A 15,969-nucleotide genomic window follows, 5' to 3' on the forward strand; every position below is an offset into this window, starting at 1 on the left:
TTGGATAACAAAGAATTCAGTTGGAATGTTTCATAAACTAGAGAGCGTAGATCTTTTGTGGTTAAAATGCGTTCTATATAGGGGCAGTTTAATCGCGGCGCGAGGGTTGTAACCCAGTGGGCTCGGTAAACGTTTCTGCGTTACCCTGCTGGCTTACATACTTGTAAGAATATGTAAAAACCGAGTAACAAAGCATAAATGCCCCTAGGACAAACCCAAAGGGATGCGCATGTTTGGCGGTTATACTGCGTTATAGCCTATTTATGGGGAGCAACCACACTGCATAGGCCATAGGCTCTGCCTTGCTTAATTACCGAATTGTCTGCTGCAAATTTAACCTCGAAAATAAATAGGCCCTAGCTTGATGCTAGTTTATTTTCAAAATCATTTTTAATTATTTCAAGTGCTTTGAGTACATTTTCTGGAGCAACCTCGTGTTGCTCTAGTATCATAATTAGATCGACAGCAAGCTTAATATGTTCAGGTGCTTGATCAAGTTGATTGGTCATTTAGGTTTTTCTTTTTTGAAATTTGGCTAATAGCCACATTGATTGCAGTTTGAACCCGTTCTTCCATATGTACTCTTTCTGATTGAGGTAAATAGAATGCCATATCTACATCGTAACGAATATATCGCGGCGGGAGTTGATTTAGCACTGTACAACAAAAGTCAGCCATCACATCGTCGTCATATTTTTCATCGAGTTTTAGCCTAATTATTTCTTCAACTACAATTTTTTCGTAATAGTTATGTATGTCTTCGTGTAATCGCATATTTCACACCGCTTTAAATAATCCATTTTACTGAGTCTATACTAAGGATTGTTATAAATCGATAGCTGCTTTAAATAGTTGTTTATGAACATTAATAAGTTCATGTAAATTACGCTGATAGCCTCCGCCAATGGCGCACATTAGTGGAATTTGTTTTTGCTTGCAAAAATTGAGTATGTGAAAGTCGCGTTTATACACACCATCGAGCGATACATTAAACAAGCCTAACTCATCTATATAATGTTGGGTATAACATAGCGCAAGTTGAGATACGGTTACTTTTTTAGGCTCTTGAAAGTGAATAGCCTAAGCACCTAGATTTTCTATTTCCGTTTTAAGCAGCTGATACTTTTGAATAGGGAATCGATGACGTTCTGAAAGGATAAGGTCTGAATACAATGGATGATAATAAAGCAGCATAGTAAAGTACGCCTTAACGCAGCTGTTGTTTTTCTACTTGTTGTATTTTGTCCTCGGTGGCAGAAATTGCTTTTCTGCAACGGCCTAATCGAGCATGAGTGCTTAATATTTCAAGATTAAGTTTTTGTGCTTTAGCAGGCGACGCTTTATCCATTTGCATTTTACGCTCTTCAATCATGAGCACTAAACGGCGTTCAAACTCATGGTTTTGTTTTAATTCGTCGTAAAGCTCGTGCGATGATTGCATTATTTTTTGTACCGCTTGCTTATAAACGGTTTGTTTTGGGCGAGGTTTATAATGGCTTTTGTTTTCTTTAATCCAAATTGGCGTTGATTTAATAACGTTAAACACAGCTTGTACCTGAGCACCGATACGTTCAAGTGCGTAGGTATAAGCATGGCGATGCTCACTTGGCGGCAACCTTGTTACTTCGTCTTCTATTTCTATTACGTAATCGACTAGGTTCATGCTTTTTGTACTAAAAACTGCGCGGTCAAACAAGCTAGGTTGTGCTTGCATATAACGATTTTTAGAAAAAAGTTTAGCTTTATCAAATTGCTCAGCTTGTTGTTTTAGCGTTGCAACTTGTTGACGTAGTTTATCTAAAGCCATTGAATGCATATTAAAAGTAAGCCTCGTAAATTAGTTTTAATGCTAAAAGTATAACCATAGTATTAAATACTGGGCGAATAAATTTGCTACCAAAACGTATTGCTGAATGCGCCCCAAACCATGCGCCTAGCATAATAAAAAAGCCCATTGTTATGCCAAGTAAAAAGTTTACATGGCCGAGTGCTACAAAGGTAATTAAAGATATAAAATTAGACACAAAGTTCATCGAACGCGCTAAGCCGCAGTTGAGTAGCAGGTTCATTTTGTAAAGCATGCCATTAGAAGCTGTCCAAAAAGTCCCGGTACCTGGGCCTGCTAAACCATCAAAAAAGCCTAATGCTAAACCTTGTAGCCATTGTTTTATTTTCATCGCTTTGTTTAGTTTAGGGAGTTCATCGCCTTCGGTGGTGCTTAAATTACCAAATAAGCTATAGCCAGCAACTAAAATAATAATAATCGGGAGTAGTTTGTTTAAAAAATCGATACTTAAATGATCAACAATAACAGTACCTATCAATGCACCTATTGCGGTAGCAATAATAGAGGCTGCCCAAAACTTAGGACTAAATAAGTTCTTTTTATAATAGGTATAGCTTGCCGTTAACGAGCCAAAACTTGCTGCTAGTTTATTGGTGCCCAGTGTTAAATGTGGAGGTAAGCCTGCAGTTAATAAAGCGGGCACAGTTAACATACCACCGCCACCGGCGATAGCGTCTATAAAACCTGCGGCAAGTGCAACAGCACATAAAACAGCCCAGGTTGTTGGATCGAGTGCGAGTTCAAACATTAATAATCTATTTGTCTTTTAAAAGGTGGTAGGGTGTCGAGCATGGCTTTGCCGTATCGCTTAGTAACTAAGCGTCTATCGAGAATAGTAATACAGCCTTCATCACTCTCTTTTCGCAGCAGTCTACCACAGCTTTGTACCAATTTCTTTGCGGCGTCTGGCACGGTAATCGTTAAAAACGGGTTACCACCTTTGCTTTGTACAAATTCTGCTTGCGCTTCTTCAATTGGCGAAGTAGGTACAGCAAACGGAATTTTGGTAATTATTAAGTTCTCTAAATATTTACCAGGTAAATCAAGACCTTCCGAAAGGCTTTGTGTTCCAAATAAAATACTGCCTTTGCCTTCGTCTACATTTTTGGTGTGTAATTTGAGCAATGCTTCTCTCGACATCTCACCTTGTACTAATAAGTTAAAACCTTTTGTTCTAAGAAACTTTGTTACGTGGTCCATTTGCCAGTAAGAAGCGAATAGTACAAGGTTTGCTTTTTTATCTTTGAGGTACTCTGGCAATGTTTTAGCTAAGTGGTCACTAAAGTCTTTATCGGTAGGTTCTATTTTAGATACCGGAATACGTAAAGTGGCTTGTTTTGGGTAATCAAAAGGAGAAGGCACTTTAATAAATTTAACGCCTTCTTCTTTAGCAAGTCCTGTTTCGTAAGCAAAGTGATCGAACGAGCCGAGTGCACTTAATGTGGCAGAGCACAAAACAGCGCCCGCGCATTCTCGCCACAATTTATCTTTTAAGTAGTAACCCACTTCAATAGGGCAGTCGCTTAATAAGTGATCGTGATGATTTTTGTATTCAAGGCGTTTTATCCACCGTGCATGAGGCGCCCCTTCGCCTTTTCTAGCGTAACTAAACCATAGTTTGTTTAGTTGCTCTAAGCGGTTTATGTATTGCCCGCTTTCGCCTAGTATTGGGTCGGCAACGTAAGGTTTTATATCACCGTCGCTTACATCTTGGGTAAGGGTGTCGTGCATTTTGTTTAAACAGCGCAGCGCATCTTGCGTGGCTTCGCTTATGTCTTTAGCTTTACTGTGCAGCGATTGTGGAATTTCACCGTGCTCAAAGCGATAAGTATCGTCTTTTGAGTATTCAAAGTCGGCATTATCAAGAATGTCGCGAACTACTTTTAAATCTTTATTCGCGTCATTAATACTGTCGCAAAGTTTAAAGTTTTGCCCAATAGCTCTTTGCCCCACTAAAACCTTCGCCATTTTCCCGCTAAACTTGGTGAGCTTATCAAGCCATTCTATTGTGCCTTTAATTGTGGCAGCAGCTGATGAAAAGTCGCGTGTTATATGTGCTAAATGGTGCGCTTCATCAATAACGTAAATGGTATTGTCGGGCTCTGGTAAAATTTTACCGCCGCCTAAGTCTAAATCAGCAAGTAATAAAGAATGATTAATTACCAGCACATCCATTTGCATTAATTGATTACGCGCAAGCTGAAATGGGCACGTTTGGTGTGCTTTCATTTGGCGTTGACATGAATGTTTATCGCACGCTATTAAGTTCCACACTCTATCGGGAACGGTATCGGCCCAGCTGTCTCTATCACCTTGCCATTTTTTATTAACATAGGCGTTATATAGCTCATTCAAACATTTAGTTTCCATTGCGCTCAGTGGTGAAGTCAGCGTTGGCATAAAATCCATTTGTGTTTGGCTATCGCCATTAACAGCGTTATGTAGTTTGTGGGCACAAATATAACGATGGCGACCTTTTACTAAATCAAATTTAAAGTCGAGGCCTGAATGCTTTTTAAAAAATGGGAGCTCTTTTGCTATTAATTGCTCTTGCAGTGCAACGGTTGCGGTAGAAATAACGAGCTTCTTTTTTTGCGCTAAAGCAAGAGGCAATGCGCCTAAACAATATGCAAGTGATTTACCGGTACCGGTGCCTGCTTCAATTACGCATATGCGCTGCTTTTTATGGTATTCGCCAGCAAGCGTTTTTGCTATTTCGGCTACAAGGTAGTTTTGACTGCTACGAGGGCGATAATCGCTTAGGTTACTAGCCACATGCTGGTGTACTTGCCTAATTGTTTTTTTTAGTGAGTCAGAAAGCATGGGATGATTTACCTAAAGTATGTATATAATTACAGTGCTATGGATTTTAGAGTTATAAGAGTGTAACTACAAGAAGTGATGAGATTAATTTAGCAAATAAAGTATCTGAGTATTTATTTAGGTTGAATGTATGGCTTTAAAGCATTTTGAATTAAGTAAAAACTTAAATATATTTGAATAAGGTTTAGTAATAATGTACTTAACAGCCGGTTTTATTGTTTCTTCTCATGCTTATGATACTGCTAACGGCATCTGCTACGAAGCGTGGTTTTGTAGTGATAAAGGGCCTATAAAAACAATATCAGTTAACGAAAATGCGCTGTTTTTTATCAAAAGTAAAGATGCTGAAATAGCGCATGAAATATTAGCAGCTGAGTCACTTATCTTTAATATTAAAAGTCTTGAGTTAAAAAACTTTCAGCAAGAAGATATGTCGGCCTGTTACTTCAAATCACTTAAACATTTTTATTGTGCTGCTAAAGCTTTAAAGCAACGTGGAGTTGTATTATTTGAAGAAGATATTCGACCAATAGAGCGCTATTTAATGGAGCGCTTTATAAAAGGAGGAGCTTGGATAACGGGTAATGTTTTTTATCAAAATGGTCATACATTAGTAACAGAGGCAAAATTAAAAGCAAATGATGAGTATTCCCCAGCTCTTAATAAACTCTCGTTAGACATTGAATGTAACGAAAGTGGCGTTTTGTTTTCTGTTGGACTTGTGGGCTGCAATTTAGACTGTGTTTTAATGATTGGCGAGCCAGATAGAGAAACTGAAAACCTAGAGTTTGATATTATTTGGTGTGTAGATGAGGCTGAGCTGTTGAGGGGGGTAGAGCATTTTATTAAGCTTAGCGATCCTGATGTCATAATTGGGTGGAATGTAATTGAGTTCGATTTTTCGGTTATTCATGAAAGAGCTGAAGCACTAGGCATTAAGTTATTACTGGGTAGGGGAGATCAACCTTTATATGTTCGCAAAGGACACTTTACTCGAGTATCGATCCCTGGGCGATGTGTGGTTGATGGAATAGACACTTTAAAAAATGGTACATATAGCTTTGAGAGTTTTTCTTTAGCTAATGTTTCAAATCAAGTGTTGGGTGAGTCCAAATTAATAGACACGGCTAATAGTCTGCAGGAAATTATTAGGCAATTTAATGAAGATAAGCTTTCTTTAGCAAAATATAATCGACAAGATTGTATTTTGGTAAATAAAATTTTTGATAAATTAAAGCTACTCGATTTTTCTATTATAAGAACAAAACTCACAGGATTAGAGCTTGAAAAAAAGGGCGGCTCTGTCGCTGCTTTTATCAATATGTATTTACCAATGCTGCATCGCAGCGGTTATGTTGCTCCTAATATGGGCGATCATGGGCTTACATTCGAAAGTCCTGGCGGTTATGTAATGGAGTCTATTCCTGGGCTTTATAAAAATGTCATTGTTTTAGACTTTAAAAGCTTGTATCCCAGTATTATGCAAACTTTCTATATTGATCCACTCGGACTGATAGAAGGTTTAAAAAATCCAAACCAAAGTGTGCAGGGTTTTAATGAAGCCCTATTCTCGCGCGATAAACATCACTTACCTTTATTAATTAAAAGCTTAGCCTCACAAAGACAGCTCGCCAAAGACAATCAAGATCAAATGCTTTCTCAAGCAATTAAAATAATAATGAATAGCTTATATGGTGTTTTAGGCTCAAAAGGATGCAGGTTTTACGATCCCAGGTTATCTAGCTCTATTACATTAAGAGGGCACGAAATAATGCTACAAACTAAAAAATGGATAGAAGAGCTTGGCTATAGCGTTATTTATGGTGATACCGATTCTACATTTATTAAGCTGGACGATGATTTAACTCACGACGAGTGTAATGAGATTGGCGTGTTTTTAGCTAAAAAGATAACTACAGATTGGGTTAACGAGATTAAACAAACGCACAACTTAACAAGTCATTTAGAAATAGAATTTGAATCTCTTTATAGCCCTTTCTTTTTGCCAACCATAAGGGGGAAGCTAGTTGGCTCTAAAAAGCGCTATGTCGGTAAATTAATTAAACCAAGCGAATCAAAACTAGTATTTAAAGGATTAGAAACAGTAAGAAGCGATTGGACTAAACTTGCTCAACAGTTCCAGTTCGAACTATTTACTAGTCTTTTTGATGGAAACTTGAGCATAGATGAACTTGTAAAAGACTATACAACAAAGTTATACCAAGGTGATTTTGATCATTTACTCGTTTTTAAGAAGAGGCTAGGTCAAAACTTAATCGATTATAAGAAAAATATCCCCCCTCATGTTCAAGCAGTTAAAAAACACCAGAAAAAAATAGCGAATTTACGGTCAATAGAGGTGAATTTGTTACATTTGTTTACACAACCGCTGGAGTTGAGCTGTATCAAGGCTTTCATAGCTATGACTATGCAATTTATGTAGAAAACAGATTGTACCGTTAATTGAAATGGTTGATCTTGTTTCGCACTCAAGTGTTTATTTTGGGTTAAATTTACAAGAGAGACTTTTTTAATAACACCATAAATAGCAACATATCTGTGTTTTCATACTGTCCACATCTTATTTATTCTAGTTTTTGAGATTTTAATTATTATATTCGCAGATATTTCTTTTTCTGCAAAGGGTTGTAAACTTTTTGTTGGCTTTTTGGTGGTTTTTGTTTATTCTTTGTTTTAGTTGCTGTTAATCTTATGTAGCTAAAATAATTAAATAATGATTACTACTATAAAGTAGTAACACCAGGGAGAATCAAATGTTAAACAATCAAGTAGCTAAAGCGGTGCGTATTGCACTTGCTTTTGGCGCAGCATCAACAGCTGCATTTTCAGGTAATACAATGGCAGCCGAAGGCGCTGATAAAGTAGAAAGAATTGAAGTAACTGGTTCACGTATCAAAAGAACTGATATGGAAGGTGCGAATCCAGTACAAATATTAACACGCGATGACCTAATTGCTTCAGGTATTGGTAACGTAGGTGACATTCTTCAAGACATTCCTTCAGTCGCTGGTGCGGGAACTAATGCTTCTGTTAATAATGGTGGCTCAGGTGCGGTGCGTGTATCTTTACGCGGTTTGGGTTCTTCAAGAACGCTAGTATTATTAAACGGCCGTAGAATGGTTGCGTCGGGTAGTGGTGCCAACTCTTCTGTAGATTTAAGTACAATCCCTACAGCAATTATCAAGCGAGTTGAAATTCTAAAAGACGGTGCTTCTGCAATTTACGGTTCAGATGCTATTGGCGGTGTAGTTAACGTTATTACACGTGATGATTTTGAAGGTTTTGAAGCTACAGCAAGTTACGATGCTTCGACACATGGCGGTGATGGCGAAACTAAGAGCTACGATTTTACTGTAGGTTTAACAAGCGATAAAGGCAGCGTGGTAGCTAGTGCATATTACGTTCAGCAGGGTTCTCAGTCTTCTGGTGATAGAGACTGGTCTAAATTTTCTTTAGACATGGATCATACAGGTGAGCTTTCTAAAGGTGGTTCTTCAGCTCCACCATGGGGTCGTTACAACGGTATTGATGGTTCAGTAGCTGGTGAAGATTGTTCTTCTTTTACTCACGGTGCAGCTAATGGTCCTGGTCAATCAGACCCAAGCGATTTTTCTAATCCAACTGGTTATGATTGTTGGGATTGGGATAAAGATACTTACAACTTTGCGCCTGTAAACTTTCACTTAACTCCTGCTGAGCGATATGGCGTATTTGTTCAGAGTAACTATGAGTTTTCTGACCATGTTCGTTTCTTTTCAGAAGTTAGTTTAAACCGCCGTATTTCAGATACTAAGCTTGCTCCATTACCTCTAGCACCACTTGCGTTCTTTGGTGTGACAAATGCAAATTATTCTGCAGATAACTACTATAACCAACAATTTGGTCCTAAAGACAGAAATGGTGACTCGGTTGAGATTTCTGATTGGCGCCGTCGTATGGTTGAAACTGGCGGTCGAGATACTCAATTTCGTGTAGATACAGTTCGCGCAGTAGTTGGTTTTGAAGGCGATATCAATGACGATTGGGGTTATGAAGTTTCATACATCTTTGGTTCAAGTGATTCTACAACCAAACGAGCTGGCGGCGTAAACTTTGAAAAAGTTTCACAAGCCGTAGGTCCTTCATTCCAAGACGTTGACGGTAGCATTGTATGTGGAACTGCAGATGATCCTATCGCTGGTTGTACATCATTGAATGTATTTGGTATCCCAGGAACTGATACTCAAGTTACTCAAGAAATGTTAGATTTTATTTCGTTTGAAGCTCACGATTTTGGTTCAAACGAACAGCAAATTATTAGTGGTAGTGTATTTGGTAGTGCATTTGAATTACCAGCAGGTAGTTTAGGTATGGCATTTGGTCTAGAACATCGTGAAGAGAAAGGTGGTGATTTCCCTGATGCACTAATAGCATTAGGAATTACATCTGGATCTAGCCGTCAAGAAACATCAGGCAGCTACACTGTAGATGAGGCTTATGCTGAGTTTAATGTACCGCTACTATATGATGCACCTTTTGCAAAAGTGTTAGAGCTAGATTTAGCAATTCGTTATTCTGATTATGATACTTTTGGCGATACTACAAACCATAAAGTAGGAATTAAATGGTCTCCTATGGACGGCCTTATGTTCCGAGGAACATCATCTACTGCATTTAGAGCACCTTCAACTTCTGATTTATTCTCTGGCGCATCAGATAATAGCCCTGAAGTCTCGGACCCGTGTGCTACTAACCCTACATCATTCTGTATAGCTGACGGCGTACCAGCAGCTGGTTTTGAGCCTATTGGTGACCAATTATCTTCTACTCTTGGTGGTAACCCAGAGTTGCAACCAGAAGAAGCTGATATATTTACAGTTGGTCTAGTTTATAGCCCTGAATTTGTTGATGGTTTATCTTTCACAATCGATTACTGGGATATCGAGCTGGAAAATGCAATTAGCTCTGTAGGCGAGCAGTTAATTTTAAACAAGTGTGCTGAAAGCGGTACATACTGTGATCAAATAACTCGTTATACATCTGGTATTTTAGCTGGTAACTCAAGTGACATTGATAACAGAAACATAAATGTTGGTGGTGTAGAGTCATCTGGTTACGACTTCAATGTTGCTTATACAACTGATACGTCGATTGGTTCATTATCAGCAAGCTTAGATGCAACTTACTATGACGACTACACAATAACTCAAGCCGACGGTTCAACACTTCAAAATGCTGGCTACTACCGCCGAAATAGTGGTGATGGTAACTTCCCTGAGTGGAAAACTAACTTCAATGTATCGTTAGCTCAAGAGAATTGGTCTGCAACTTATGCATTGCGTTACATTGGTGAAGTTGAAGAAAACTTTACAAATATTGACCCTGATGATTTAGCTGATGTTAACTCTTCATTTAGAACTGAAGCCATTAATATCGGTGGTACTCTTGATTCTTATGATGTTATTAGAACCGTTGACTCACAAGTAATACACAATGTTCGCTTTAGTTACTTCCTTGATAACTACACAGCTACTGTTGGTATTAATAACGTATTTGATGAAGATCCTCCGTATGCAGCAACAGGGTTTAACGATAATACAGACCCTCGTACTTACAATACAACTGGACGTCATATATTCTTGACTCTTAACGCTAAGTTCTAGAGTTCAGAAAAAACAATAATAAAGCGCTAATATTTATAATGTTAGCGCTTTTACTTTAAGGGAATAAAATGAAAAAGCTAATCGTAATAATCATTTCAAATTTACTATTTCTATCTGGTTGTAGTTCACTGAGTGAAGACTCTCTAAGCAGTAATGAAAATATGGTATGCGAAAAAATAGCGGTGACAGGTAGTAATATTAAAAAGCGTACATGCATGTCAAAAGAGTTGGCAGAAGAAAGACGCAAAAAAAACCAAGAGGCAATGAGAGAAATTAACAAAAGAGGAAATATTTATCAAGATAGGAACTAATTTTACTACTAAGTTTAATTGCAATACTTTAACTTATGTTTGAAATCTAGATGTGTTAGTACTAATAATAATGCGGACAGGTTATCTATATTAAGTAAACTATTTGCTATTAAACTTACCCCTCCTCCAGGCTACATTATTTCATTGAGTTTCGACTATCTGCCAAACCTTGTTAACGTGGTAACTTTGTATTTAGTTGGTGTTTTCTCGTATTTCAATAACGTATGTTTTACAAAACCATTATATTTGATTTATCTCTTCGTGTAATTAAGGGGTTGATTTTAATGGTAATAAGTGTTTTAAGTATTTGTCGTGATTTATAATTTATAGCGATAATCATTGTAGAGGCTCCCGGCAAAAGTATCTGTAAATATGAATATAGAGGATATCCCGCATTACACTTATTAGGGGGTAACTCTTCTCAAGTACATTAAATATTACCAGTTAAGGCCGTATCAAATACATGCAGTTTATCTGATAATTTTGCATATTTTAACTTTGATTTTACAGTCGATGTGATACTCAAGTGAATATTATCAAATTAGTAAATAAAGAGATGGTTTCAATATTATTAGAACAAGTATTAAGGAATAATATTGGCCAGGTAGTAACCAAATGTTCAAGCACTACCTTCACAATTGAGTTCATAATTTCCTCTCATTAAACAAACACTCATCAGTCGATGCTCTTTTCGAGTATAAAAATGATAATGAACATTTTTACGACATATCAAAGAAAGTTTATTTATGATTTGCAGCTGGCTAGCTCAATAAATCAGGTTAAACACGATGTAGGCCAAATTACAAAATAATATAGCCAAACTTATAATCTGACATGTGTACCCAATAGTTCTAAACTGAATTTTTCAAACAAATTAAATGCAGGCAGTAGTAGGTATTTACATAAAAGCCACACAGGTAGTTTGGTTATAATCTGCCTATCCTAAAAAGATCAGGATAAAATTTAAGTGATTACTTCAAAAGGTTTTTCCGCATATCTAAGTTAAAAAACATAAAATTTACAACTCAGATTGCAAAATAAGGAAGGAGTAAGTAATTATGTATGTTTACACATTAATTGGGTCAATTCCTATAATAAATTTTACAAGCATACTATAAGTCATATACTCGAAAAGGCTAAAGTAATCGCATATAAATCTTATTGTTAAGGTGTAAAGCGAGGTTATCTAATTAATAGTAAAATTATTTTTTATTCCACCTTAAATAAAAGAGACACTTTTTTTAAACCTGCAGCTTTAGATAAGTCTACTAAATATGAATGTTTTTATATATTTTATCGATGCTTTGTTGCAAATCTTTACAAATATTCAAGTCATTGTTATTAAAGTGTTTTATTTTAAGGTGATATAAGCTTTAAATATACATATATTACTTTTCCAATAAAATCAGCTGCTTACTGTTGGTTTTAATGTAATGGTGAAAGATGTATTTTTTATTTTTGTTGGTTAAAAGTTAATAATGTGTTGACCTCTTTGTTTATCTAGTACTATCATCCGCAAGACAATAAAGTCCTACTGTACCTTCATATAGGCATTTTTAGCCTTATTAAGTGGCTTTATTGCGCATTAATTTTAAAAATTAAGCATAAATAATAAAATAGTATTCTAGGGAGAATCAAATGTTAAACAATAAAGTTTCAAAAGCAGTCCGTTTAGCGATTGCTTTTGGTGCAGTTTCAACTGCTGCTTTTTCTGCAGGTTCATTTGCAGCAGAAGAAGAAAAAGCCGAAAAAGTAGAAAAAATTACAGTCACGGGTTCTCGTATCCAACGCGCGGAGATTAGTGAGAGTGCTCCAATTTTTTCTTATGGTGAGGAAGATATTCGAGTAAGAGGCTTTACTAACGCTGCAGATTTGCTTAATCAATCGCCATTATTTGGTGGTTCTTTGACAACTGAAGGCGATCAAGATGCTGAGAACGCAGGTCAAAACCAAGCCAATATATTTGACTTAGGTACTCAACGTACACTTACATTGATTAATGGTCGTCGTATGGTGAGTTCACAGTCGGCATCTATTGGTGGTGGACAAGTTGATATTAACACTATACCAGTTGCTTTAATCGACCGGATTGAGGTTGTGCCTCTTACTGGTGCTGCAACTTACGGTGCTGATGCCATCGGTGGTACTGTAAACGTTATTTTGAAAGATGATTACGAAGGTTTTGAGGTAACAGCTCAATACGGTGAGAACGATGCAGGAAATGCTCGTGATTTCCAAATTAGTGCTGTCGGCGGCGGAAATTTCGATAATGGTCGTGGTAATCTAACATTTGGTGTGGAATATACCCGCACAAATGGTTTATTAGAATGTGAACAGGATTTCCTTTGTAACAATAACCCTGGTTCTGGTGGTACTACAAACGAGTTTTTAGACCGCAACGGTGATGGTCAAATAGACGACCTGAATGGTGATGGTGTTATTAACGATGACGATTTACAGTCAGTATCTTTGTTTTATGATGAAGTTAACCTTCAACTATTTACCGATTTCGGCGCTGTTACACCTGCTGGAGCTGGTTTTGCACCAAGTGTAGGCAGTGGTTCGTGGGCAGATGGTAATTTCTATGAGTTTACGCAAGACGGCCAAATTCAACAATGTAATTCAGGTCCGAGACTACCTTCTGGACGTGCCTTGCTTGAAACTTACGACGACGGTCGCGGTAATATCTGTGGCATAGATTTCTTTGATAGTGTATCTCAAATTCGTTCTCCAACTAGCCGTCATAATTTGTACGTGTCATTTAACTATGATATTACAGATAACCTTCGCTATATAAGTGATGTTGTTTACGCTAATACAAGCGGTACTGAGCTAGTTAACCAAGGCGGTTTTCAAACTGGTTTCTTTGGTGGCACGTCAGCTGCAATTACGGTACCAATTGATAACCCGTTCTTATCTTCACAGGCTCGTCAAACACTAGCAGACGCAGGCTTAGAGGGTGATCAATTTTCTATTCACCGTTTCAATAACGACTTAGTATCGTCAGGTGGTAACTCTAACGAAACGCATACTTGGCGCGTAAGTAATGTTCTTGAAGGTGAATTTGAATTCTTAGACCGAGAATTTTATTGGGATGCAGCTGTCGTTCATGGCCGCTCAGATGTGAACATCAGAACAACGGGTATTGTTGATGGACGTTTTCTAAATGCAGTCGATGCACGTAGTATTGACGATGCAATGTTGACTCAAATACGTGATGCCCGTGATGATATAAATACATTGGATGAGGCATTAGAAGCCCTACAAGGCTCTCGTTCAGCATTTACAGGTGGTTTCCAACGTGGAGATACTATTTGTGGTGCTTACGCTGACCTCGCTGCAGGTTCACTTGAAGGCTTCAATTCGCAAGCTTCTGGCTCTGGCTTGACCGATGAAGACCTACCGTTTTTAGATGGATGTCAACCACTTAACTTATTTGGCTCACAGGCATCAAATGCTTCACTCGATTTCATTACGGGTGGCTCGCAAATGTCTCAAGCGAGCAATATGCAAACCGTTTATACATTCAACCTTGGGGGTGCTGCTTTTGATTTACCTGCAGGCCCACTTGATTACGTAGTTGGTATTGAGCGACGTATTGAAAAGAGCAAATATGAGCCTGCAGTTGGCGGTAGGGTACCAATTACGCGTAGCTCGATTGATCGCCCAGTTAATGGTGGGTACGATACAAACGAGTATTATGTAGAAATCGTTGCTCCTGTAATTTCAGCTGATATGGATATTCCATTTGTACAATACCTTGAAGTAAGCGGCGCTTACCGTAATCAAGAGTTCAATACAAATGCTCCTGCTGGATTCGAAGATCGTTCAACAGAAGAAGATGTTGTTCAAGCTAGCATGAAGTGGGTAATAAACAACGACCTATCTTTACGTGCTACCTATGCAACAGCGTTCAGAAATCCATCAATTAACGAGTTGTTCCAACCAATACAACAATCGTTTATATCGGGTGACGATCCATGTGATGCACGTTATGTTGGTCTTGGGCCAAACCCAACTGCACGTAAAGCTAACTGTGAATCATTAGGAATAGATACTGATACATTTACGTCGTCTATCTCTGACGGTACTATATCGACCGGTTATGTTTCAGGTAACCCTGACTTAAATCCAGAAACAAGTAAATCATACACTTACGGGTTAGCTTGGACTCCAGATTTTGTTGAAAATTTACAAATAGGTATTGATTACTACAACCTTGAAATTGAGGGTGCAATAGACGATGTTACATTTGAGACATTAGCAGCAAATTGTTATGATTCACCTGATTTTCCGAATGAAACTGCTTGTGATACATTCACTCGTGGAGATGACAATCAAGTTATTCGTGCAGGAAATCAGCCAGCTAACGTAGCATTAGCGACGTTTGAGGCAGTATCATTGTCTGTGTTCTATAGCCATGACTTAGGTGAGTGGGGTAATTTGAATATTGCTTCTACTACGCAGCACAATATCACAAATGAAAACCAAGCTACTGCAACATCTGAAGTTCAGGAAGATGTAGGTGATTTCTCAGATCCAGAATGGACGGGTACATTCGATGTTAATTGGATGTATGAAGATCTGTTTGTTAGTCATCGTGTACGCTGGCAGAACAGAACGCTGATTGATTCACTCGAGCAGCAGTTATACTCGTATAATTTCCAGCGTTCTGAAGACGGTACATTAACGGGCGACTTTACTAATGAAAATGCTTCGCGCTTTCTGCATGATCTAAGTATTGGTTATAACCTAGGTACATCAACTACAGTTCAGCTAAATATCCAAAATTTACTCGATCGTACAGCTGATGACTTAACCGCTACTTCGTTCGGTTTTAATCAGTTTGGTTTAGATGAGCGTTTAGGCCGTCGATTTAGCTTACGTTTTAATCATAAGTTTTAATGATTATTTCGCTACATAACTCTTTGCATTTGTTTGTATTAGAGTATTAGCTTGAAAGCTAACATTTAATAATTGAGGCGTTTTATTTCTTTTAGACTTATTTGTTAGCTTTTCGATACTATATAATGCTCCTATTATCTATTGATAATAGGAGCATTTTTTGTCGTTTACTAAGGGTTAAGGTAAACGCCAATTCTGCAGGATATTCTAAATTTATTTTAAGCCTCCTATTGATGTCAGTGAAGGCCAAGGTCGTCAGGGCCACTTATTAAAAAGCTTTGGTTAGGCTGGGAGTTATGTTTTCTTTTTTTAAACTCAATTTAAGTGTCGTTGATTGAAGCGAATATTCACTATTCTATGATAAGCCGTGTTTTGTGCTTTTACATCAACAACTTTCATAAGCACTAGGAAAAGATCTTTT

At 37.7% G+C, this 15,969-nt stretch carries 9 protein-coding genes and 1 pseudogene; 4 read left to right on the forward strand and 6 right to left on the reverse strand.

Going from position 1 to position 15,969, the window contains the following annotated elements; all coding sequences use genetic code 11:
- Positions 1 to 356: 356 nt before the first annotated feature.
- The 6 genes and pseudogenes from P20652_RS19835 to dinG all read right to left on the reverse strand — a co-directional run bounded on the left by P20652_RS19835 (position 357) and on the right by dinG (position 4,669).
- Entirely contained in the window at positions 357 to 509 is a 153-nt protein-coding gene (locus P20652_RS19835) for a DUF2496 domain-containing protein (RefSeq protein ID WP_008169262.1), read from the reverse strand.
- Positions 493 to 774, reverse strand: a complete 282-nt coding sequence (locus P20652_RS08110; RefSeq protein ID WP_008169263.1) for a late competence development ComFB family protein — start codon at positions 772 to 774, stop codon at positions 493 to 495. The genes P20652_RS19835 and P20652_RS08110 overlap by 17 nt, the downstream gene beginning before the upstream one ends.
- 51 nt (positions 775 to 825) lie before the next feature.
- Positions 826 to 1,008, reverse strand: a pseudogene (locus tag P20652_RS20985) (histone deacetylase); the annotation flags it as partial.
- 199 nt (positions 1,009 to 1,207) lie between these two features.
- On the reverse strand, positions 1,208 to 1,816 hold the full coding sequence (locus P20652_RS08105; RefSeq protein WP_008169267.1) for a primosomal replication protein: 609 nt from the start codon (positions 1,814 to 1,816) through the stop codon (positions 1,208 to 1,210).
- A gap of 1 nt (position 1,817) precedes the next feature.
- Positions 1,818 to 2,594, reverse strand: a complete 777-nt coding sequence (locus tag P20652_RS08100) for a TSUP family transporter (RefSeq protein ID WP_002958254.1) — start codon at positions 2,592 to 2,594, stop codon at positions 1,818 to 1,820.
- A complete protein-coding gene (dinG, locus tag P20652_RS08095; RefSeq protein ID WP_008169269.1) occupies positions 2,594 to 4,669 on the reverse strand; it encodes an ATP-dependent DNA helicase DinG in 2,076 nt (691 codons plus the stop codon). The genes P20652_RS08100 and dinG overlap by 1 nt, the downstream gene beginning before the upstream one ends.
- A 193-nt stretch (positions 4,670 to 4,862) precedes the next feature.
- Here dinG and P20652_RS08090 point away from each other — a divergent pair, with 193 nt between their 5' ends.
- From P20652_RS08090 to P20652_RS08080, 4 genes are all read left to right on the forward strand, one after another.
- Entirely contained in the window at positions 4,863 to 7,112 is a 2,250-nt protein-coding gene (locus P20652_RS08090; protein ID WP_008169271.1) for a DNA polymerase II, read from the forward strand.
- Between the two features lie 331 nt (positions 7,113 to 7,443).
- Positions 7,444 to 10,332 carry a TonB-dependent siderophore receptor gene (locus P20652_RS08085; RefSeq protein WP_008169273.1) on the forward strand — a complete coding sequence of 963 codons (2,889 nt, stop codon included), beginning with the start codon at positions 7,444 to 7,446 and terminating at the stop codon, positions 10,330 to 10,332.
- A 68-nt stretch (positions 10,333 to 10,400) separates the two neighbouring features.
- On the forward strand, positions 10,401 to 10,643 hold the full coding sequence (locus P20652_RS18265) for a hypothetical protein (RefSeq protein WP_033017539.1): 243 nt from the start codon (positions 10,401 to 10,403) through the stop codon (positions 10,641 to 10,643).
- 1,638 nt (positions 10,644 to 12,281) lie between these two features.
- The gene (locus P20652_RS08080; protein ID WP_008169276.1) at positions 12,282 to 15,548 is read left to right on the forward strand and encodes a TonB-dependent receptor domain-containing protein; all 3,267 of its coding nucleotides are present in this window, start codon (positions 12,282 to 12,284) and stop codon (positions 15,546 to 15,548) included.
- The last annotated feature ends 421 nt before the right edge of the window (positions 15,549 to 15,969 follow it).

This window comes from Pseudoalteromonas sp. BSi20652, from assembly GCF_000239855.1.
Lineage (GTDB): Bacteria > Pseudomonadota > Gammaproteobacteria > Enterobacterales > Alteromonadaceae > Pseudoalteromonas.